The organism is Neobacillus sp. GCM10023253, from assembly GCF_042653105.1.
In the GTDB taxonomy this organism is placed as follows: domain Bacteria; phylum Bacillota; class Bacilli; order Bacillales; family Cytobacillaceae; genus Neobacillus; species Neobacillus citreus.
Window position 1 is genome coordinate 180,135 of sequence record NZ_JBHSHV010000028.1, and the last position, 22,129, is coordinate 202,263.

General features: G+C 41.2%; 24 protein-coding genes. 6 read left to right on the plus strand and 18 right to left on the minus strand.

Features of this window, described 5'->3' with window-relative positions; all coding sequences use genetic code 11:
- Positions 1 to 1,419 (plus strand): 3-isopropylmalate dehydratase large subunit, encoded by a 1,419-nt coding sequence (gene leuC / locus ACFPA1_RS26085; RefSeq protein WP_378587330.1) that lies wholly within the window; start codon positions 1 to 3, stop codon positions 1,417 to 1,419.
- A gap of 2 nt (positions 1,420 to 1,421) precedes the next feature.
- Complete coding sequence (gene leuD / locus ACFPA1_RS26090; protein WP_378587333.1) at positions 1,422 to 2,006, plus strand: 3-isopropylmalate dehydratase small subunit; 585 nt, start codon at positions 1,422 to 1,424, stop codon at positions 2,004 to 2,006.
- A gap of 95 nt (positions 2,007 to 2,101) precedes the next feature.
- On the opposite strand, the gene ACFPA1_RS26095 is transcribed toward leuD, so the two are convergent.
- Together ACFPA1_RS26095 and ACFPA1_RS26100 are read right to left on the minus strand one after the other, a co-directional pair.
- Entirely contained in the window at positions 2,102 to 2,677 is a 576-nt protein-coding gene (locus tag ACFPA1_RS26095; RefSeq protein WP_378587336.1) for a GNAT family N-acetyltransferase, read from the minus strand.
- Between the two features lie 119 nt (positions 2,678 to 2,796).
- A complete protein-coding gene (locus tag ACFPA1_RS26100) occupies positions 2,797 to 3,111 on the minus strand; it encodes a DUF3892 domain-containing protein (RefSeq protein ID WP_378587339.1) in 315 nt (104 codons plus the stop codon).
- Between the two features lie 137 nt (positions 3,112 to 3,248).
- Here ACFPA1_RS26100 and ACFPA1_RS26105 point away from each other — a divergent pair, with 137 nt between their 5' ends.
- Positions 3,249 to 3,989 carry an RDD family protein gene (locus ACFPA1_RS26105; RefSeq protein WP_378587342.1) on the plus strand — a complete coding sequence of 247 codons (741 nt, stop codon included), beginning with the start codon at positions 3,249 to 3,251 and terminating at the stop codon, positions 3,987 to 3,989.
- A 66-nt stretch (positions 3,990 to 4,055) separates the two neighbouring features.
- Positions 4,056 to 5,618, plus strand: coding sequence for a glycosyl hydrolase family 28-related protein (locus tag ACFPA1_RS26110; protein WP_378587345.1), 1,563 nt, complete (start codon positions 4,056 to 4,058; stop codon positions 5,616 to 5,618).
- A gap of 62 nt (positions 5,619 to 5,680) precedes the next feature.
- Here ACFPA1_RS26110 and ACFPA1_RS26115 read toward each other — a convergent pair whose 3' ends face one another.
- The 11 genes from ACFPA1_RS26115 to ACFPA1_RS26165 all read right to left on the minus strand — a co-directional run bounded on the left by ACFPA1_RS26115 (position 5,681) and on the right by ACFPA1_RS26165 (position 16,018).
- A complete protein-coding gene (locus tag ACFPA1_RS26115) occupies positions 5,681 to 6,535 on the minus strand; it encodes a MurR/RpiR family transcriptional regulator (RefSeq protein WP_213146481.1) in 855 nt (284 codons plus the stop codon).
- A 12-nt stretch (positions 6,536 to 6,547) separates the two neighbouring features.
- Complete coding sequence (locus ACFPA1_RS26120) at positions 6,548 to 7,435, minus strand: ROK family protein (protein WP_378587348.1); 888 nt, start codon at positions 7,433 to 7,435, stop codon at positions 6,548 to 6,550.
- Between the two features lie 87 nt (positions 7,436 to 7,522).
- Positions 7,523 to 8,212: an N-acetylmannosamine-6-phosphate 2-epimerase gene (locus ACFPA1_RS26125; protein ID WP_213146479.1), complete on the minus strand. Its 690-nt coding sequence runs from the start codon at positions 8,210 to 8,212 to the stop codon at positions 7,523 to 7,525.
- Between the two features lie 24 nt (positions 8,213 to 8,236).
- Positions 8,237 to 9,079, minus strand: a complete 843-nt coding sequence (locus ACFPA1_RS26130) for a carbohydrate ABC transporter permease (protein ID WP_378587351.1) — start codon at positions 9,077 to 9,079, stop codon at positions 8,237 to 8,239.
- Between the two features lie 11 nt (positions 9,080 to 9,090).
- Positions 9,091 to 9,966, minus strand: coding sequence for a carbohydrate ABC transporter permease (locus ACFPA1_RS26135; RefSeq protein ID WP_378587353.1), 876 nt, complete (start codon positions 9,964 to 9,966; stop codon positions 9,091 to 9,093).
- A gap of 71 nt (positions 9,967 to 10,037) precedes the next feature.
- Positions 10,038 to 11,429, minus strand: a complete 1,392-nt coding sequence (locus ACFPA1_RS26140) for an ABC transporter substrate-binding protein (protein ID WP_378587356.1) — start codon at positions 11,427 to 11,429, stop codon at positions 10,038 to 10,040.
- 13 nt (positions 11,430 to 11,442) lie between these two features.
- Positions 11,443 to 12,081 carry a GDSL-type esterase/lipase family protein gene (locus tag ACFPA1_RS26145; RefSeq protein ID WP_378587359.1) on the minus strand — a complete coding sequence of 213 codons (639 nt, stop codon included), beginning with the start codon at positions 12,079 to 12,081 and terminating at the stop codon, positions 11,443 to 11,445.
- A gap of 4 nt (positions 12,082 to 12,085) precedes the next feature.
- Positions 12,086 to 12,997, minus strand: coding sequence for a dihydrodipicolinate synthase family protein (locus tag ACFPA1_RS26150; protein WP_378587362.1), 912 nt, complete (start codon positions 12,995 to 12,997; stop codon positions 12,086 to 12,088).
- A 138-nt stretch (positions 12,998 to 13,135) separates the two neighbouring features.
- The gene (locus ACFPA1_RS26155; RefSeq protein ID WP_378587364.1) at positions 13,136 to 14,806 is read right to left on the minus strand and encodes an FAD-binding protein; all 1,671 of its coding nucleotides are present in this window, start codon (positions 14,804 to 14,806) and stop codon (positions 13,136 to 13,138) included.
- Positions 14,807 to 14,820: 14 nt separating this feature from the next.
- Positions 14,821 to 15,273, minus strand: a complete 453-nt coding sequence (locus ACFPA1_RS26160; RefSeq protein WP_378587366.1) for a YhcH/YjgK/YiaL family protein — start codon at positions 15,271 to 15,273, stop codon at positions 14,821 to 14,823.
- A gap of 151 nt (positions 15,274 to 15,424) precedes the next feature.
- Positions 15,425 to 16,018 carry a DUF1836 domain-containing protein gene (locus ACFPA1_RS26165; protein WP_378587369.1) on the minus strand — a complete coding sequence of 198 codons (594 nt, stop codon included), beginning with the start codon at positions 16,016 to 16,018 and terminating at the stop codon, positions 15,425 to 15,427.
- Between the two features lie 131 nt (positions 16,019 to 16,149).
- On the opposite strand from ACFPA1_RS26165, the gene trhA reads away from it, so the two are divergent.
- A complete protein-coding gene (trhA, locus tag ACFPA1_RS26170; protein WP_378587371.1) occupies positions 16,150 to 16,797 on the plus strand; it encodes a PAQR family membrane homeostasis protein TrhA in 648 nt (215 codons plus the stop codon).
- Between the two features lie 38 nt (positions 16,798 to 16,835).
- Here trhA and modA read toward each other — a convergent pair whose 3' ends face one another.
- From modA to ACFPA1_RS26195, 5 genes are read right to left on the minus strand one after another with little or no spacing between them, the layout of a single operon-like run.
- On the minus strand, positions 16,836 to 17,621 hold the full coding sequence (modA, locus tag ACFPA1_RS26175; protein WP_378587374.1) for a molybdate ABC transporter substrate-binding protein: 786 nt from the start codon (positions 17,619 to 17,621) through the stop codon (positions 16,836 to 16,838).
- Entirely contained in the window at positions 17,618 to 17,989 is a 372-nt protein-coding gene (locus ACFPA1_RS26180; RefSeq protein WP_378587377.1) for a DUF488 domain-containing protein, read from the minus strand. Before ACFPA1_RS26180 ends, modA begins: the two co-directional genes overlap by 4 nt.
- Positions 17,989 to 18,219: an excisionase family DNA-binding protein gene (locus ACFPA1_RS26185; RefSeq protein WP_213146467.1), complete on the minus strand. Its 231-nt coding sequence runs from the start codon at positions 18,217 to 18,219 to the stop codon at positions 17,989 to 17,991. The genes ACFPA1_RS26180 and ACFPA1_RS26185 overlap by 1 nt, the downstream gene beginning before the upstream one ends.
- Positions 18,220 to 19,251: a P1 family peptidase gene (locus ACFPA1_RS26190; RefSeq protein ID WP_378587380.1), complete on the minus strand. Its 1,032-nt coding sequence runs from the start codon at positions 19,249 to 19,251 to the stop codon at positions 18,220 to 18,222. It lies immediately after the preceding gene.
- Positions 19,248 to 20,183, minus strand: coding sequence for a dipeptidase (locus tag ACFPA1_RS26195; RefSeq protein WP_378587382.1), 936 nt, complete (start codon positions 20,181 to 20,183; stop codon positions 19,248 to 19,250). The genes ACFPA1_RS26190 and ACFPA1_RS26195 overlap by 4 nt, the downstream gene beginning before the upstream one ends.
- Before the next feature lie 198 nt (positions 20,184 to 20,381).
- Here ACFPA1_RS26195 and ade point away from each other — a divergent pair, with 198 nt between their 5' ends.
- On the plus strand, positions 20,382 to 22,127 hold the full coding sequence (gene ade / locus ACFPA1_RS26200) for an adenine deaminase (RefSeq protein WP_378587859.1): 1,746 nt from the start codon (positions 20,382 to 20,384) through the stop codon (positions 22,125 to 22,127).
- Positions 22,128 to 22,129: the final 2 nt, after the last annotated feature.

Consider the following 22,129-nt stretch of genomic DNA (forward strand, 5'->3'; position numbering starts at 1 on the left):
ATGCAAACACCAAAAAATATCATTCAAAAAATTTGGGAACGGCATGTTGTCCATCAAGAAGAAGGAAAGCCGGATTTACTTTATATTGATTTGCATCTCGTTCATGAAGTTACCTCTCCTCAGGCATTCGAGGGCTTACGCATGACCGGGCGCAAGGTTCGCCGCACTGACCTTACTTATGCAACAATGGATCATAACATCCCAACCCGCCAGCGTCTTGTAATCAATGACCCTATTTCAAAAAAACAAGTCGATACATTACAGCAAAACTGTGAGGAGTTCGGCATTACGCTAGCAGACCTTCACCACCCAGATAACGGAATCGTTCATGTCATCGGTCCTGAGCTTGGTCTTACCCAGCCTGGAAAAACGATCGTCTGCGGCGACAGCCATACCTCTACACACGGTGCATTTGGTGCCCTTGCTTTTGGTATCGGTACAAGTGAAGTCGAGCATGTCCTTGCTACACAAACACTTTGGCAAGCACCGCCAAAAACGATGAATGTCAAAGTCAATGGCAAGCTTGGGACAGGCGTTACCGCTAAGGACTTAATCCTTGCGATTATCGGAAAATACGGCGTCAAATTTGGAACTGGCTATGTCATAGAATATACAGGGGAAACCATTCGTGGATTTTCCATGGAAGAGCGCATGACCGTCTGTAACATGTCGATTGAGGGCGGTGCAAGAGCCGGACTTATCTCCCCAGACGATACAACAGTCGAATATTTACGCGGCAGAAGACACGTTCCGCAAGGTGAAGCTTTCGATGAAGCCGCTGCTGACTGGAAGTCCCTTGCAACAGACGAAGGTGCCACCTATGATACAATTGTTGAAATCGAAGCTTCAGAAGTAGAACCTCAGGTAACTTGGGGAACGAATCCTGGAATGTGTATTCCGGTAACTGCAAACGTGCCCAGCCCGGATGACACAGATAAACCAAGTGATAAAGACGAAATTCAGCGTGCCCTTGAGTATATGGGTCTTGAAGCCAGGCAGCCGATTTCCAGCGTAACAATCGACCATGTCTTCATCGGTTCTTGTACCAATTCACGTCTAAGCGACCTGCGTAAAGCAGCTAACATCGTTCGCGGCAAGAAGGTTAACCCTTCGGTTACTGCGATTGTCGTTCCAGGGTCCTTCAGCGTCAAGCTTGCAGCGGAAAAAGAAGGCTTGGATCAAATCTTTAAAGAAGCAGGCTTTGAATGGCGTGAAGCGGGCTGCAGTATGTGTCTCGGAATGAACGACGATATCATTCCATCTGGTGAACGCTGTGCTTCCACATCCAACCGGAACTTTGAAGGACGTCAAGGTAAAGGGGCCCGCACTCATCTTGTCAGCCCTGAAATGGCGGCTGCAGCAGCAATTGCCGGCCACTTCGTCGATGTCCGCAAGTTCACTGCTCAGGAGGTTATGTAGAAATGGAACCATTACGCATACATCAAGGCCTTGTCTGTCCAATTAACCGCTCAAACATTGATACAGACCAAATTATCCCGAAGCAATTTTTAAAGCGCATTGAACGAAGCGGCTTCGGCCAATTCTTATTTTATAACTGGCGTTTTGACGATGACGGTAATCCAAATCCCAATTTCGAATTAAATCAACCGCAATATAAGGGTGCTTCTATCCTGGTTGCCGGTGAAAACTTCGGCTGCGGCTCCTCCCGCGAGCATGCCCCTTGGTCAGTTCAGGACTTTGGCTTTAAAGTTATCATCGCGCCTAGCTATGCAGATATTTTTAAAAATAACTGCGTAAAGAACGGAATCCTTGCCATCGCTGCAACGGAAGATCAAGTCCAAACTATAATGAAAAAAGCAGAAACTGAGGGCTATTCGCTTACAGTAAATCTTGAAGAACAAAAGGTTTACGACAACGATGGTTTTGAATTAACTTTCGACATCGCTCCATACCCAAAGGAAATGCTCCTAAATGGTTGGGACGAAATCGGTGTTACTTTAACCTATGAAGATAAGATTAATGAATACGAACTTGCCCATAAATAAACATAAAAAATGAGCCTGAAAATCAGGCTCATTTGCTTTTGCAGCTACGTTGTTTTTATAGCTGTTCTTAAAAACATTAGGTGTAAGGCTTGCTCTTAATGAGGATCCAATATATTTTGACTATCCGGTTCTTCATTAAAGGTCAACACCTCATCAGCCGGCTGGTAGGATTCACCGTAAAAATGTTCATCCTTATAGGTATGAATCAAATTATATGTTTTTTTCATCGCTTCAAAAATCATTTCCTCCGACTCTTGATGCGGTGCCCAATAGAGAATTTCCATCTTGTTTACTTCATTTGTCGCCAAGGACCTTCTTTCGTAGCCAATGGATTCCGCATGCTCAAAGCCTTCCCGTTTATAAAAGCGCAGCCTTTTGGCCGTATCGCTGTCTTGGTAATTAACCGGTTCTACTTCCAAAATAATTGGCTTCCCTTTTTGCTTCATTTTTTCGATAAGCTTATGCCCAAGACCCTGCCCGCGGGCATTGCTCGAAACAAAAAAATAATCAATAAAAACAAAATTATCGAGTTCGGCATACATCAATACATGGTTTGGCCCCTCATCCTTATGGTAAATATCGGACCGCTCTCGGAGCAGCGTTTCCATATGCTCCTGCGATTTCATTTCCTCAACCGGAAAATATTGATTTAACTTTTCATACCAATGCATTAACATGGCTCCTTTATTAAATGTATATATTGATTTTCCGCATATCGTGACAGGATTATTCCACGCTTTAGGAAAGCAAAAAACTGAGCAGGCTCCCCTCCCACTCAGTTTTTCAAATATTAAAATTCAGGTAAATTGTCTAGATTATTTTCTTTAATACCATCCGGTTCGCTGCGGATAATATCTCTCCCGTATTTATGAAAAACATCAATATGGGCGATTCTTCCTGACTTTGCTTCATCCAAGGCCTGCAGATAATCCAGTTCCCGGCCAGTGTTGGTCTTAAAAGCAATGATGTCCCCATCATCATTTTTCTTAACAGCAACAAACTCTTCCCTTCCATCCGGATTAGTTTCCCCGGCCTCAGACTGCGCCTGCTGCTCCCCTTGCTGCTTGTATTGTTCATAAACTTTTTCAAAATCCTTTTGATTCATTCATTTCACCCCCGAACATTTGTTAGTATTTTTCCTTTTTAAAAAAATATCCTTGATTGAAAAATTGTCAAAAAATGTTCCGAAATTATCCTTTCACTACCATGGTATAATTTACCTAATTAGGGAGGAATGATGAAATGGATATACTTGACCGTAATGTCTGGTTTTATATTCGTGACCATCAACAACAGGGGCCCATAGGCTTATTTGAATTAAAAAAACTATTTGAACAAGGTGTTTTAACAGGGGAGAGCTTTCTTTGGTCCTCAGATATGGATTGTTGGTGCATGGCAAAATCTCTAGACTTATTTCAAGTTCCCAATAAATTAAATGAACAAAAGCCTATAAATTATGCCTTAGTTTGGGAGGAAATCAAAAAGGATACCTATCCTGCCGGAAGGCCCTTTGTGAGATTTCTTGCCAGGTTCTTTGATCTTGCCCTCTTTACATTTTTCCTTATAGCTTTTGTTTCTATTTTTTCTCCGAAGTTCATCGTTGAATCCTCAGCCATTACCGTATTCATGATTTGTCTAATCCTTTATATCCTTGTAGAGGCGGCCATTCTCTCTGTCTTTGGAAATACGCTTGGTAAGTCTCTGTTAAACACACGTATAAAAACGGTTACGGGTGAACCTATTAATTTTGTAACCGCACTAAAACGAAGTATTTTTGTAACAGCAGCTGGAATGGGACTAGGAGTGCCCATCATTAATTTTATTTGTTTTGGTTTCTCCTATAAAGATTTAAAGAAACACGGGTACGCCACTTGGGATAAACAAATTGGAACCATTGTTTTATACGGAAGGGTAAGCACTGCCAGAATGCTTGTTGTCAGCATAATCCCTATTGGATTATTAATAGCAGGATTGGTTATTTAGGACATGCCAGCAGGGAAAAGGGCTATAATACTTATATCATGCCATCAATTCTTGGAGTGAACAACGATGTTATGTTTAAAGAAAAATCATGATCCACGCAGCAATAATGAGCTGCTTGCCCAAATTTCAGGAAGACGCTTAGACATTAAAAAGGTCCTTAATGAAACAGAACAGCTTTTTCAGCCGTTTTATAAAAAAAATAGCCCCTCCCATCCTAGAAATCCCTCAATTCCTTTTAAACAAAGAATCATAGAAAGGCTTTTTCGGCTTCTAGCAAAACCATCAGCACGCTTAGAACCAACCAGACTTTCTATTGACTCAGAAGGGAATGTCATTCCTAACTGGAAGGATAGTTTGGATCAGGAATTTACTAAGCTTATGGGGTGCATAAAGTTGGAAGTCAATGTCGAAGATTTCGGGGCAGTTGGAGACGGATTCACTGATAACACTTCAGCTTTTAAAAAGGCAATTGGAAATGGCCGAGTAAAAGTCATCGTCCCGCCAGGCGTATACAACATAAAGGGAATTCGCATCCCATCATGGACATGCCTTATTGGGGCAGGTAAAGGGGTTACGACCATCCGGATGCACGACTCTGCACCAAAAGGGATGAGACTTGTAACCAACACAAACCATTGGCGAGGAAATCACCATATCTTCGTGCAAGGTCTTAGCCTGGACTGGAATGTCGAAAGACTTGGGGATACTGCCAAAACAAGTACATGGGGGAACCATTCCAGCTGCCTAACCTATGCAAATGTAACATATGGGTGGGTAAAGGACGTAGAAGCCATTGATCCAGGACTCCATTGCTTTGATATTACTTCAACCCTATACAATTATGCCGGTGATGGTTTCCGGGCCCGCGGTGGCAGCAAGTATGTCTGGCTAGATAATTTAAACGGGCATGGCTTTGGTGATGACGGAATCACCACCCACCATAGTGATTATATTTGGATTTCAAATTCACATATGTGCGACCCGAGCGGCCGTGCCCACCAGAAAGGATTTTCAAACTCGAATGGGATTGAGGTGGATGATGGGTCGAGGAATGTCCTCCTTGTTAATAATTCCACGGCCAGGTGCTTTGGAGGTGTGGAAATCAAGGCGCATCAAAATTCTTCGGCGGCATCCAACGTGCAAATTGTCGGGCACATTTCCCTGAACGATAACCGGTCCTTTAACTTCCGGCATATCGGCCATCACAAAAGCACGGACATGGAGTCGCAGACTGCCTATAATATTCTCGCGATAAACCTGGCTAGCATCGCACCTATTTTTACAGATTTGTATAAAGAATCCACGCCGCGTGGTTTAGTGGTTTCCGCCTATAAGAATGTGGTGCTGAATCATGTAACTTTTATTGGCGATCCCGACTATGACTATAAAGGAAATCCAATCGTTGCCATTCAATATCGGGCAAGAAATGTTGCCCTAAACAATGTTTCATTTAAAAATTTTAAAACTGCAGGTGCCGGAATAAAAGTGTTTGGGGGAGATTACGGGGCCGATGGTGTTGAGATTCGGGATGTCGTCATTCAGGATTCCACTGTAAAAGCAGTTCAAGTAGGAGCCAGCATTCAAGACGTAAATCTGCATAATATTAAAGAACACAAGCCGCAAACATGATAAAAGGCCTCCAAAAAAACATAAGTGCTTCATCACTTTATGGTTTTTTGAAGGCCTTCCTATTAAAGCATTTTCTCAATGACAGCTTTAGCTGTACTGTCTTTATTAACAGTCGATTCTTTGTAGGTTCTTTTGAAATATTCAGCATAGAGCAAATCCAGCAAATAAAGCTGGGAAAGCTTGGCCGATAGGCTGCCGCCTTGAAGCGGTCCCTCATTTGCTCCGCAAAGCAGGGTAATATCTGCATAACTTGTTAAAGGGGATTTTGCAAAACGAGTTATCGCAATAATCTTTGCTCCTCTTTCTTTTACCACCCTTGCCACTTCAATCGTGTCCTTTGTTGAACCGGAGTAGGAGATCAGAACAGCGACATCATTATCCGTCATCAAAGCAGCTGACATTATTTGCAGGTGAGTATCAATGGAACATTCTGTTTTATTGGTAACCCTCATAAACTTGTTCTTAGCTTCCATCGCAGTCATTAAAGAGGCGCCAACTCCAAAAAAGTGAACTCTATCTGCAGCTATGATGTAGTCTATCGCTGTTGATATATCGTCCTCATTAATTAGGTTAAACGTGTCTGTAAGGGCACTTACATTCGTTGTTAAAATCTTGGAGGCAAGCTCCCCAATTGTATCCTGCATCGTAATTTGACCTGATATCTGCGGTGTTTCTTCACCTTGTGAAATGCTATGGGCTAATGCAATCTTAAACTCTTGATACCCCTTAAGATTCATAGTTTTGCAAAACCGAAAAACGCTTGATTCGCCTACATCGCAGGCGTCAGCCAGGTCCGTAATCGACATATAGATGACATCCTTAATATTTTCGAGGACGTAATCCGCCACCTTTTTTTCTGTATTTGTAAATGAATTATATCGTGACCGAATAAGTGAAAAGATATCTACCGTTGTCATAAAGCACCCCTTCTATTTCCCGCTCGTTAAATGAAGTGAAACGGCACCTAGCATGCCCGCTTTATTTCCCAAAGAAGCTTTGATGATTTCCACATCAGAAAAGCTCTCCATAATCAATTCTTTTACTTTCGCAGAAACCCTTTCAACCAAAAACTCCTGTTCCATGACCCCGCCGCCAACAATAATAGCAGGAGGGTTAAATATATGGATTAATGAAGCCAGCCCCAGCGCGGCTTCATGAGCCCAAGATTCGACAACCTTCAACAGCTGTTGATCACCTTGGTTTATTTTTTCGAAAATAATCTTACCATTTATACATTCCTTGTCAATCACTAATGCCATTCTTACTAATGCTGATGTGGAAGCATATGTTTCATAGCAGCCTCTTCCACCGCAATTACATGGATTCCCTGCGGGATGGGTAATAATATGGCCAAATTCTGCTGCAATTCCTTTATGACCCTTGTATACCTTGGAATCAGCAATTATGGCACCGCCGATTCCTGTTCCATATGTCAAACAAAGGAAATCATTAAATCCTCGGCCGGCACCAAAATATTTTTCACCTAACGCAGCTGAATTTACATCATTTTCTATTTCAACAGGAACTTTAAATTTTTCCTCAAAAATCTTTTTTAAATGCGTTCCTGTATAATTCGGAATATTATCATTGGCATAAATAATGTACCCTTCTTCGCTGTTAACCTGTCCCGCCGTGCTGATGCCAATAGCATCAAAACCGTCAAATTCTGAAATAATCTGAATCAGTTTTTCTACTAAATATGGCCCGCCTTTTTTAGCTTCCGAATCATATTCTCTAAATACCTTCATATTACCTTTTTCGTCGGAGAGGCCTAACTTGATGGATGTCCCTCCAATATCGACAGCTAATATTTCCACAATTCCCACTCCCCGTCAGCATCTACCTAAGAAGACATGAATCCCGCGAGAAACTCGGGGGATTCATGTTGGAAAAAATTTTCTCCATTATTGAATAACGTGAACAAATCTTTTGGTAATTTCCATCGGTCTTGTAATGGCGGTTCCAACCACCGCGGTATGAACCCCAAGCTCAAAAACAGTTTTTAATTGCTCAGGTGTCCAGATACCTCCCTCAGCAATTACCGGAATGGGCAGTTCACGAACTAAGCTCCCTATTAAATCTGTATCCGGCAGGCTCGTTCCTTTTGTATATTCTGTATATCCACTTAAGGTGGTACCAACACAATCGAAGCCTAATTTATAGGCTGTCATACCTTCCTCATAAGTAGAACAATCGGCCATAAAGAGTTGATCTTTATACTTTTCTTTTATTTTAGGAAATACCTCTTCAATCGTCGTGCCATCTGGTCGGACTCTTTTTGTAGCATCTAAAGCAATGATGTCCACACCCTCACGGTAAAGAAGGTCAATTTCTTCCATTGTAGGTGTTATAAATACATCAGACCCATCGTAAACTTGTTTAATAATTCCGATAATCGGCAAATCAACCGTTTTTTTGATTTCCTTAATATCTTCTACACTATTAGCGCGGATGCCGCACGCTCCCCCAAGCTTGGCCGCATACGCCATTCTCCCCATAATGTATGGACTGTGCAGCGGCTCCTCTGGAAGAGCTTGACACGAAACGATTAATTTACCTTTAACTTGTTCAAAAATTTTATCCTTATTATCCATTTAAAAGCATCTCCAAGTTGAATTTTATCCCTTTTCTGCCCCAATTGCTAAGCCTTTAGTAAAGTATTTTTGGAAGAAAATAAAGATTAACAGCATTGGAACTGCAGCAACAGTAGCTCCTGCCATCTTGTAAGCAAAGTTTGGATTTAGATCCTGCATTAATGAAGCAATACCAACCATTAAAGTTTTCGATTCTTCACTCTGGCCAACCACCAGCTGCCATAGGTAATCGTTCCATACCTGAACAAAGTTTAGAATAAATAATGCACCAATACCCGGTTTTACAATTGGCAAAATAATTTTGTAGAAGGTATATAATTCACCTGCACCGTCAATTCTGGCCGCCTCACGTAATGAGTCAGGTATCGAATCAAAGAATCCTTTTAGCAGGAATACACCAAAAGCGGTTGCGACGTTTGGCCAAATCATGCCATTTAGCGAATTGACCATACCTAAGTCTTGAATAATTCTGAACAATGGAACAATCATAACCTCTTTTGGAATCATTAAGCTTGAGATAAAGATAATGTAAATAACATTTTTCCCTTTAAAATGCAGCTTTGAAAAAGCATAGGCTGCCAGGGAACTGACTACGATAACTGCAATGGTTGAGACAAGTGATACAACAATACTATTAAATGTCCATTTTAATGCCGGCTGATTTTGGAATACATCCACATAGTTGCTGAAGGATATGGTTTTTGGAAACCAATCCGGCGGCATTTTGATAACATCCGCACTATTTTTTAACGAGCTCGTAAATAACCAGTAGAGCGGAAACAGGTTTAGGATTGCAAAGAAAAGAATGATCACGTTTGCAACTACGTCAACCGTTTCTCTTTTTCTTTTATTTTTATTTTTCAACATGCTCTGTCACCTCAATCCTTCTTAAACATTGCTCTTAATTGTGGAACCGATAGCACTAATGTAATTAAGAACATAATGACACCAACAGCGGAAGCAATTCCAAGTTGATTGAACTTAAACGCGTTATTATATAAGAAATACATGAGCGTTGTAGAAGCATTATTTGGTCCGCCGCCCGTTAAGAGCTGGATGACAACGAATATTTTTAATACTGCAATTATATTCATGATAATAATATAGATGGTAGTAGGCTTTACCATTGGAATTAGGATCTTAAAAATGATCGTCGTTCGGCTGGCACCGTCAACCTCTGCCGCCTCGAATAAATCCTTTGGAACTCCAATCATCGATGCTATATAAAGTATGATCGCTTGACCAACGTTAGTTGCAAAGGTTACAAAAATGATGACCGGCAATACGGTTTTAGGGTTGCCCAAGAAATTGATTGATGACATTTCCATCTGTTTTGCAATATAAGGAATGAGACCATTAGCCGGATTAAGCAAAAAGCTCCAAACCATACTCATGACAACCATTGAAACCATTACCGGGATGTAATAGCTTCCTCTAATGAAAGAAACATATTTCGCATTTTTATCAAAAACAGCCGCTGATACGAATAGGGCAAAAATAACAGTTAAAGCAACGATAAAAATAACAAATACGACAGTATTTATAGTTGATTTTACAAAGACCGGATTCTCAAATAACTTTTGATAGTTTTCAAAACCGACAAAAACTTCATTCGTATAGTTAATCCGATATAAGCTTAATCGAATTCCTTCAATAATTGGATAAACGAGAAATACCAAGAAGAGTATAAGCTGTGGAGCAATAAACAGGTATCCCGTCAAATTCTCTTTTAAAGCATGCTTGTTGAAATTCATAAGAAGCCTCAACCTTTCTAAAACTTAAGCCCCAATATCGGGGCTTAAGCTTTTATTTATAACGCTGAAGGTTATTTAATCACCGAGTTTTCTTTTGCATCTTTAATTACTTGATTACCATTCTTCTGATAATCTTTGATTGCTTGTTCAGGTGATTTTTGACCAGTATAGATAGCTTGCAGTTCAGGGAATAATACCTGTCTTAACTGGCTGTACCCAGGAACGCTTCCTGTAAAGTTGAATAAATACTGAGCGTTTTTGTCATATGCTGCAAATAATGGATTTTGTGATTTGAACTCATTTGCGACTGAAGTTCTAACAGGAACACCATTTTTAGATGCTTTTACTAGCTCAGGGTCAGTTGAGAAGAATTTTACAAAATCCTTACTTACTTTAATTCTAGTTTCATCTTGTGTGTTAAATACGGCTGCACCTGATACATAAGTAAATGTTAATGGGTCGCCGCTTTCAGAAGGAATGTTTGCAAGTCTGATATCGAACTTAGGAGCCTTGCCTTGTTCCATCTCAGCTTTTGTGTTGTTAAATAGTACTGAGTTAGTGAAAGCAATAGCAATTTTTTGGTTCTTAAACATAGCTAGTACGTCGTTTGAAGAAACTGATTCGGCACCAGGGTTGGTTAAACCAGCATCATAGGTTTTCTTTAACCATTCTGCAGCTTTCACACCTTTAGCATCATCAAGGACAATATTGCCTTTTTTATCAAAGAACTTATTGCCAAACATTCTTAAATACGCTAGGTTCCAAGTATCCGCTTGGTTGTTAAGAGCATATAATCCCATTGGATAGGCATTTGGATATTTGTCTTTAGGCAAGTCCTTTTTAAGAGTATTTAAAATAGTTTCATATTCATCGAGAGTCCACGTTTTAATTTCATTCTCGCCGCCGATATATTTTTCAAGTCCGGCTGCCTTTAACATATCAGCGTTGTAAGCAAATGTACCTGGCATATGGGAGAATGGATAGAAGTAAATATCTTTTCCAAATGTAACAGTATCCCAGTAGTTCTGATCAATATCTTTCTTTGCTGCGTCATCAACAATATCGTTTAATGGCACTAATGCACCGCGATGAGCGTAGTCACCCATAGCAAACGTATTTTCAAAGAAGATATCTGGCGGGGTGCCACCGTTTAACTTAACGTTTAACAGTTCGTCCCGTTGTTCACTGGCAACGACTTCAACCTTAACCTTTACATTATAGTCCTTATATTGCTTGGAAAATTTCTCTGCTGCATGCTTGAAGAAGCTATCATAGTCAGCTCCTTGTTCTGTTGCATCCATAACACCCTTCCATTGAGGTGTTAACATCAAGGATAATTCTACAGTCTTTTTGTCTTTGGAGCCTTCAGCCGGTTTACTTGATTCTTTGTCTGAACATCCAGCTAATGCTGAAAGGGCAAGTACACCAGATAAAGCGGTTGCAAGAAAACGCTTCTTGAACATAAATTTCTCCCCCTTAAAAATAAGTTTTTATTTTATTGAAGACAAGCTCAGCAAGAAGCCTGTGTCCTTCCTCATCAAGATGCATAAAATCGATGTGATTCATCGGAACGATTCCTTTTGTATCAAGAAATTCAGTTTTTTGAATACGCATCAATTCTTCCAAATGGGCAGAAAGTTCCGTTGATTTGGTGTCACAGCCTTTTCCCATGGATTTTCCTACTTCTGTTTCGTAGTACTCTTTGCCAATTGGCGACGGTGCAATGACTAATACTTCAGGGAAAGCCCCTTTGACGCCAGCCGGTGTGCTTTTTGCCTTTTGTGAGAGTCTTGCTATGCCTTGGGCAATGTTATAAGAAGTTAAATGGAACCTCTCTTTCGTATCATTTGTCCCAAGCATTATGATTACTAGCTCTAGCGGTGAATGACTCATCAAACATGGATGAATATAAGAGTATCCATTTAGCCCTTCAAATAAGGGGTCATCTACTACAGCTGTCCTGCCTGATAGCCCTTCTTCGACCACTTGAAACTCTTCCCCCAAAAACTCAGCCAGAATACTAGTCCATCTGATACCTTCCGGGAATCTTTCCACTGTTTTGGCATTATAACCCCATGTGTTAGAATCACCAAAGCAAACAATTCTTCTTTTCATTCTTTTACCTGCTATATTTAAGGATAGCTTGATCAATCATATCCTTAATTTCTTCTACCTTTTTCAAATCCTCGCCTGTTACAGGCTCAAGCGGTCCTCTAACACTTCCAACATTGACACCACGTAATTTTAGAAGTTCCTTAATCGTGGAATACATATGGCCATTTAGAGAACATAAGGCAATGATGATATCGTTAATATCCCGTTGGATATTTTTCGCTTGTTCAAAATTCCCAGATGATACAAACTCTTCTGCTTTTAAAAGCAATTCAGGCATTGCCGCATACGTACCGCCGATTCCGCTGTCAGCGCCAATTACTCTGCCGGAAACATACTGCTCATCAGGACCATTAAAGACAATAAAATTTTCTCCTGCTGCTGCCTTAAAGCGTTCGATATCCATAACCGGCATCGATGAATTCTTTACGCCGATTACCTTTTTATTTTCAATCAGCTTCTTAAAGGCTGACAGCGAAAGATTGTATCCTGTTGTTTGCGGGATGTTGTAAATAATAAACGGCAGTTCAGTAGATTCCATTATTTCTGACCAATACTTAATAACCGAGCTGTCTGGAAGCTTAAAATAGATTGGCGGAATGGCAGATAGTGCATCATAGCCAAGCTCTTCTGCATATTTTGCTAAAATGACGCTATCCCGAGTTGATGGTGCGCCGACATGTGCAATTAATGTCAGCTTCCCTTTAACCGCTTCGGCAACATATTTTAAGGTTGCTTTTCTTTCCTCAAGATTTTGGTAGATGCATTCTCCTGAGCTCCCGCCGACATAAAGACCCTTTACCCCTTTTTCATAAAGATAGTTGCAGAGGTCTTTTGTTCTGATTTCCGATACTTCACCTGCATCATCATAACAGGCATAAAATGCGGGAATGATCCCTTTAAACTTTTCTAATTTCATGTATATCCCCACCTGAGTGAAAGTAATGTTAACGTTTACAAGCAAAATATATCATAATATTTTAATACTGTAAATAATTTTCTCCATTTATTTTATTTTCGAAAAAAATCTCCGCTTTTTCAATACCCTATGGAAAGATTATCTGACCTCAAAATCCAGCTTAAGATTTCCATTGATTCCCGAAATTACCAACCTTTTATTATAAAATTCATCTTCAAAAGGATAATCTTCCCGATAATGAGCGCCTCTGCTTTCCTTTCTTTCCAGCATTGCCTTCAGAAGCAGATCGGAAAGAATCAGGAAGTTTCTTGCTTTAAAGGCGCTTTTTCTTTCTTTTATATTATTTGTAAAAATCCCCATATTAAAAGATGCTTTCAAGTCCTTGATTTTATTCAAGGCTGCTTGGAGATTTTTTTCATCACGAATGACGTTGCCATGGAACCACATAATTTCCCTGACCGCATCCATTACTTCATGTGGAGTCAGAGCACTTTGTGAATCTGCTGAAAAGGCATGAATCCCCTGTGTCAACTGTGTTGTCACCTGATGTAGATTAATTTCTAGCCGCTCGATGCTTTCTGCAAATTCAAGGCAATTTTGGGCAGCTCGTTTTCCAAACACCATGCAAGCTCCGGTAGAATTCCCACCCAAACGGTTGGCACCCTCAATCCCGCCGGCCAGCTCTCCAATTGCATATAGCCCGGGTACGCCTGTCCGACCGTAGCTATCAATTTTGACGCCGCCATTGCTGGCATGAGCAAACGGAGCAATTTTCATCTTATTCTTGGTTAGATTTATGCCGCGGTCTTCCAGCCAATTTAAATAAATCGTATAGAAATCACTTTTATTATTGTAAATTTCAGGATCGTAAAGTAACTCGAAACCATCTTCGCTTTTCGTTCTGAAAATTTCTTTCATCATCGCGATATCAAAATATTTGGAGGGCAGAGAATTTGTAAACGGACCGTGGGTACTGCGAATTTTAAAGCATTCTTCCTTAGAAAGGCCTTCTGGGAGCACACTATCTAAAATGCTGTTTCCTTCCTCATCCACAAAATCCTTGCAATAATTTAACGTGTGCTCGCCCCATAATGTCTTGTATTTTGGCGATGTAAAGCCCGGAATAAATTGAATAAACTCCATATTAACAAGGCTTGCACCTGCTTCAAGTGCCAGGATATGGCCCGAGCCATCGACGTCATTTGGGTTCAAATTATGCTTATATATATTCCCAAATCCCCCGGAAGCAAGGACAACGGCTTTACAATTAATCATGATAAAGTCATTATCCCGGTTTAAGAGAATCGCCCCTGCCACTCTACCATCCTGCTTTACCAAGGAAATGACTGCCGTTCTCTCCATGAGGGTAATATTAGGGAAATGATCGATGATTTCGGTAACATTTTCCCTGATTTTATTCCAATCCTTCAGCATGTAAATAGTTCTGCCATGGTTGGCAAAACAGGCCTTCCGGTCATCGGAAAGCTTATAAGGCTCTATTCCGATTTCGGGAAACTCCTCAACCCTGTCCCGAATCTCGTCAATATAGATTTTTGCCATCTCACGGTCTTGCATATCATGGCTGACGGCATCTATATCCGCTAAAAACACGGCTTTGTCTTCATCGTTTTTTGTCACTTGTGTCCCTAAAGAGGCCTTTAGGGGAAAAAAACTGGATCCGGAACAAAGCTGTGTTTTTGTCGACATGATGATGTTTTGTCCGGCTTTTGCCAGTTCCATGCTTACCTTAAGCCCGGCAATCCCGCTGCCAACGACCAATACATCCGTTGTCATGATTTCTTTAATCATCTGTCCCGCACATCCTAAATAAGAATTTTAAAAACTACTTTTCTGACCTTTTCCGCTTCGTCCACCTTAATGCCCGTCATATGGACATCGCTCGGATATAAGAGCATAAAATTGCCCTTTTCAAGCTTCACTTTGGACTGCACTTTCCCATCCAGCAGGAAATAATCATCCTGTTCATCGTAGTCTTGTTTTACCGACATTCTCTCAAAAAGCTCGTGGGCGACAAACTCTTTTCCCTCAAGAATATAGTGAAGATCGATATATTTTTTATGGGATTCCCAGAACCGCTCCTCGGCTTCTTTCGTTTCATATTCTATTAAGTTGAAAAAAAGTTCTTCCCCTTCAACTTCATGTATGCCTGTTTGAAGGCTTGAAAAATTGTGGGTTTGAATATAATGAATGGCACGATTCACTCTTTCGTTTATCCCTTTATATAACTCAAAATTACTAATGTGATCGGCAATCATCTTTATCGGCTCCTTCATAAATTGATTTCTTATTGTTAACCGCTTTCAAACAAAATATAGCATACTCATGAAGTTTCGTAAATTATTTTCTCTTTTTATAGTATAAATGGAAGAAATTTTCACCGATTATGTATAAAAAAAACAGAGACCATTATGATCTCTGGCGCTTTCCTTCTTTGTCAATCATGATGCCGTCAACGAGCTTCTCTGCCGCTTTTCGATATAAATTACTCATATGGACAAGGGACGAAATCATCAACACCCGTTCCAGGTAGGGCGACGTATCCTCCTGCCCTTCAGCGATTTCTTCCTTTACCTCCAACCCTCTTCTTGTCATTTCCTCTTTGAAATCGGAGACATTTTGGGCAGTCAAATTTAGATAACTGTTATAGAAAGAATCTAAATCGATATCTTCCTTTATTATTCTTTTGTTAATCCCATCAAGAGTCGTTTTGATATCGTTAATTGATAGAGCACCTTTCAGTTGATAGATTAAACTAATAAGGATGAGATGCTCTTTGGAGTATTTTTTATTTTTAATAGGAAAAATAAGCTTTCCTTTGGCGTAATTGTTAATCATGGTTTTCGTAAGAATTTTTTCATCATCGTTACGCTTCGATTCCGCAAATTTATTTTCGAAAAGCTGGATGACCTGATCCATATATAAATCTATCTTTGGAATCTCATCCAACGGCAAATTCGCTTCCAAATCAAGTTCTTCAATGATTTGATTGATTTTTTCCATTACTGTTAACCCCGTTCAATTCTTAATATTTTTTATTATACCTGAAGACATAGACGTTGACTAGATTCTGATATACTTGTATCATTATATGTAGTTATCAAAACTACGTAACGGAATAGGAGTGTTACAAAATGAATGCGTATATTCGGGAGCCCATTAACGGACTCACTCATTTGACGGGTGCGATTCTGTCTTTTGTCGGACTGTTGGCGATGGTGATTAAAGCCTCACTGACTTCCCATTCGCCCCTTGCCATTGCCGCTGTCATCATTTTTGGTATTAGCATGATTCTTCTTTATTCAGCCTCGGCAACCTACCATATGGTCATTGCGCGGGATAAAGTGATTGCTTTTTTAAGAAAACTTGACCATTCGATGATTTTTATCCTAATTGCCGGTACGTACACTCCATTCTGTTTTATCAGCTTAAATGGAAAAACAGGTGCTGTTCTCTTTTCGATTATTGCAGCAATCGCCATCTGCGGCGTTGTTTTTAAAATGGTTTGGTTTCACTGCCCGCGCTGGATTTCAACGGCCCTTTATATTGCAATGGGCTGGATGGTGGTCTTTGTTTTCTCGCCGCTCTCCGGCAGCATTAATCCATACGGCCTATTCCTGCTGGTACTTGGCGGTATTTTCTATACCGTTGGCGGCGTCATTTACGGAGCAAAGCCGAAGTTTTTGCAATTTAAAAATTGGGGTTTCCATGAAATTTTCCATATCTTCATTATGCTTGGAAGCTTGGCCCATTTTATGTGCGTGTTTTTATATGTCATCTAATGAAAAAGAGCCTGGACGCGTCCAGGCTTTTTTCATGCTTAATGTATGTTTTTAAATCCGTATTTTTTAAAAATGTCCATCGATGTTTGATTTTGAAGATATTCGAGAAACAACTCGGCTTCTTTTGGATGTGCCGTTTCTTTTACAACACCTACCGGATAGATAATGGGTGTGTGGGTGTTGTTCCCTGCCGTTGCTGCTATTTTAACCTTTTTGGAGGTTAAGGCATCGGTTTTATAGACAACTCCCGCATCCACATTGCCGGTTTCAACATAGGTAAGGACTTGGCGGACGTCTTTTGCGTAGACCACTTTACCTTGAAGGGAATTCCAAATATTTAATGCTTCGAATGTTTCCTGCGCATATTTTCCAGCAGGCACCGATTCCGGGGTACCAACCGAAATGTTTTCCGCGCGCGAAACATCTTTAAAATTATTAATACCTTTGCTATTGTCCTTCGGAACAACTAACACCAGGTCATTTCCCACAAGATTAACACTGTTTTTCTTTTCAATATCGCCTCTTTGGACCAATAAATTAAATTTATCCTCTGCAGCGGAAAAGAACAAATCTACAGGCGCGCCTTGGGATATCTGCTGCTGCAGCGCTCCAGAAGCACCAAAGTTATAATTTATTTGTACATTGGGATGGGCTTTTTCAAAGCTTGCTTTAATATCATTCAAGGAATCTTGCAGACTTGCGGCAGCGGAAATAGTTAATTCCACTTTCGCATCTTTCTTATCCGTTTTATTGGCTTGATAATTGGAAGAACATCCAGATAGGAATAACACTAACAACAGTGCTGTGAAAAATATTTTTTTCACCCGATGTCCCCTCTCTCCATTAACTCCTCATACAAAACCACCGCATGGTTATAGACCGTGTCCTTCGCGCCATATAAAAGCGTTACGTTTTGAGAAGCTGCCATCTCAAATATTTGACTAGTTAATCGAAGCTTCTCCTCATCAGTACGGAGTTCTTGAATATAACGGCTGCGAAACTCGTCAAACAGCTCCGGTTTGTGACAAAACCACTTTCTAAGATCTGGGCTTGGCGCGATCTCTTTATACCAATGATCGAGCCTTGCCGTATCCTTCGAAATCCCCCTTGGCCAAAGCCGGTCCACCAAAACCCTGCACCCATCCGATTCATCGTAAGGCTCATATACTCGCTTTAAAAAAATATTTGCCATTAATCCTCATCCTTTACGTCCAAGTCTTCAGGTATGGGTTCACTCAAGATTTCCTCTACAAGCTGTTTGTATTTTTCCATTTGTTTTAGATGGGTGTTAAATTGTTCCTTGTTGATTAAGTAATCACTGCCGTCAAAAAGAGCGCGGATTTTTTTCTGCTGAATGAGCTTTTTAACGTCAGCTTCTGATGTGGATAAAAACTCTGCTGTTTCTTTTATTGAAAGGTACATTTAATTTCCTTCTTTCCTTAAACAAATAGCTTCGACAACATGGCCTTCCCGTCCATGTGTGGTAACGGCCTGAGTCAAGGAATTAAGAATCGCTTCCTCCGCCGCTTCAGCTGCTGCGGCAAATAGCTGATTCATAATGGGATGGTGTTCGCGCAGCTGTGTCCGTGTTTCTGCCGTCTCATCTGAAAAATGAGGAATTTTATGAGCGTTTGAAAAGGCAATCACAATATCGCCGCTGCCGTGACTGAAATGGCTACCTGTCCGCCCAAGACCAATTCCGCAACGCTTCGCCACGCGTTTTAGCTGCCGGTCGCTCAATGGGGCATCGGTCGCCAAAACGATAATAATGGAACCGTCAGCGGTTTCAGAGAGTCCGCCTTTGGTTTCATATTGAAAGCCGCGGAAATCTTCTTTTCTGCCAAAATTACTGAGGACCATGCAGCCCACTGTATAGCCTGATACCACTCGGGATGATGACCCTATCCCGCCCTTGTACCCAAAGCAGACCATGCCTTTTCCGGCACCAACGGCCCCTTCTTCAGCTTGATGATTGGAGGCCTTATTGATCGCTTCAATGGCATGCTCTGGTTTAACCGGAAACTTACGAATTGAGTTTAAATAGCTGTCATTGCATTCCCCCACCACAATATTGATGGTTCCAGTCGTATCACCGATTTCTGGATTTTCCTCCAGCATATATTCAATCGTGCCTTGAGTCACCGCCGGGACTCCAAAGGTGTTTGTTAACATAATCGGCGATTCGAGAACACCTAATTCATTTACCTGTACGAGTCCGGTTGTTTTGCCAAAACCATTCAGGACACAGCTTGCCGCCGTCACTTTTTCTTTAAACATGTTTCCACTATGGGGTAAAATAGCGGTTACTCCCGTACAGACATAGTCGGTGCCTGTTTCGTTTAAAGGATAATCTAGTGTCACGTGCCCAACCATTACACCTGGGACGTCAGTTATGCAATTTTTTTCGCCAGTATTAAGCTTTCCAATGGTTATACCCATTTCGCGTATTTTCATCGTGCTGCACCCGGCCGGTGGTCAAGAAAGTTTTGTGAGGCAAAGCCCCTAACCTCTTCTTCACTGTAATGTTTTAAAAGTTCATTGAGCAAATTTTGCGATTTGGAAGCATTCTCTAAATCAATGATAAATTGGGAGATTCCATCAAAATCCGACCCTAGACCAATTTGTTTTACCCCGCCAAGGGAGCAGAAATGGTCAATATGCTTGATGAGGTCACTTATGTGCGCATCCCCAGATTCATTAATAAATGGCGGATTATAGACGACATGGATCAGTCCGCCCTTTTGGAACATTGCCGCAGCTTGCTCATCAGTTAAATTGCGGGGGTGGTTACAAAGGGATTTGGCATTGGAGTGGCTCGCAATCGGGTAATCTGCAAGTTCTATGACATCCCAGAATGCTTTTTCGCACAAATGAGATACATCCGTTAGGACTTGATGTTCATTGTTTAATTGCACGATTTCCTTACCAAATAGTGTAAGCCCCGCCCCGCGCGGCTCGCCGGCACCGTCAGCCGCCAAATTGGCGTTATTCCAGGTAAGACCGACAGAACGGACACCTAATCGGAACAATGTACGCAACTTCATAAGGTCATTGCCAATTGCGTCGACACCTTCAAGCGTCAGCATCGCGCCAATCTGGCCAATTTTGAGCTGGTCAAAATCAGCCCAATTCTTTATATGTACCATATCGGGATTTTCCCCTAAGACTTCCTTATAAAAATAATCAACTTGCTCCAGCGCTGCCTGGAACTTTTGGTCGGATGGGATATCCGGTTCGATAAAGATCGCAAAGCACTGTGCCTTGATTTTGCCTTGCTGCAGGCGAGCTTTGTTTGTCTCTAATTCCGGGGCATTGGCAAAGCGCAGCTTACCTTTACCTTCCGAAAGCTTAAGTAATGCATCACAATGAAGGTCAATGATATTCATGTTGGCCGACTCCTTTTTTAAGGAAATTGTATCATAAAAAAGCCGGCGGTTATAACCTAGCATTTAAATCGTATATATTCAATTTTGCAGTCCGTTTTATTTTTGGAAGGACTTTATCGCACCTTGTAATAATTACGTACACTAACAGAATACTAGTATGGAAAGAATATATGTCAGATATAGAGTTCAGGGGGGATGGTGCGCATGGAAAGACAACAATTGGCAAGAAGAATCTCGGTTGCATCCGGCAAAGAACCAGCCGATACAGTTATTAAAAACGCAAAAATTATCGATGTTTTTAATGGGGAAATGATTGAAGGGGACATTGCGATTGCAGATGGTTACTTTGCGGGCATTGGCACATATGAGGGGAAACAGGTGATTGATGCGAATGGGGCTTATTTAACTCCTGCCTTCATCGATGGACATGTTCATATCGAGTCATCCATCGTCACACCTTCCGAATTTGCCAAAGTTCTTCTTTTGCATGGTGTAACGACTGTTATCGCAGATCCACATGAAATTGCCAACGTTCTGGGTACCGAAGGAATCCAATATATGCTTGATGCTTCCGAAAACCTGCCGTTTGACTTTTACTTTATGCTCCCTTCCTGTGTCCCTGCGACTGAGTTCGAACATTCCGGTGCTGTTTTAAATGCCGAACATTTAAAACCTTTTTTTCAGCAGCCAAAGGTTCTAGGATTGGCTGAAATAATGAATTTTCCTGCAGTTGTTAACTGTGACATGGATATGCTCGCAAAGATTGCTGCTTCTAAAGCTTTTGGGAAAAAAATTGATGGCCATGCAGCAGGTCTTTCCGCAAATGATATAAATGTGTACATGGCTGCCGGCATCCGAACCGATCACGAGTGTACCAACGCTGCAGAAGCAAAGGAACGTCTCAAGCGGGGAATGTATGTCATGATCCGTGAAGGGACTGTGGCCAAGGATTTACGTCAATTGATCCCCGTCGTAAATGAACATAATGCCCGACGCTGCTTATTCGTGACAGATGATAAACATCTAGACGACCTGCTTCATGAAGGAAGCATCGATCACAATGTTAGGCTGGCGGTCTCATCCGGCATCTCCCCAATAACCGCTATTCAAATGGCAACGATCAACGCGGCAGAATGTTTTGGACTTGAGGAAAAAGGGGCTATCGCTCCCGGATATAAAGCCGATTTCATCATCATGGAGGATCTTGAAAGTTTTAAAATTGCCGATGTTTATAAGGACGGGACAGCTGTGGTCAAAAAAGGAGCCATCGTACACTTTCCAGAAAGCAGCCAGCAGGAACTCCCAAGCACTTTAACCCATACGGTTCATTTCCATGAAATTTCCGAGGATGAATTTCAAATTCCGGTTCAATCCCATAAGGCAAACATCATCGAAATCATTCCAAATAGCCTGGTGACACGTCATATCGTTGAACAGGTGGAAACAAATGAGTCCGGTTTCTTTCAATGCTCTTTGGATAAAGACCAGCTAAAATTGGCCGTGATTGAACGCCATCACCAGAGTGGTTTTATCGGTTTGGGAATTGTCAAAGGTCTAGGGCTGAAATCCGGTGCCATTGCGACTACAATCGCCCATGATTCCCATAATCTTGTAATCGCCGGCACAAACGATCGTGATATGGTGATGGCCGCCAAAACTATTAAGGAGATGCAAGGCGGAATGGTAGTTGTAAAAGATGGCAAGGTCCTTGCAGCATTAAAGCTTTCCATCGCGGGATTGATGTCGGACCGCTCCTATCAAGAGGTTTACGCCAATCTGAACAATATCCATGGTGCACTAAACCAGTTAGGAGCAAATCGCCAGTTCAACCCATTTTTAACTCTTTCCTTTTTAACACTGCCGGTGATACCTGAATTAAAGCTAACCGACAAAGGCTTGTTTCAGGTTTCCAAGTTTCAGCATATCTCGATCGATGCAGAGTAACG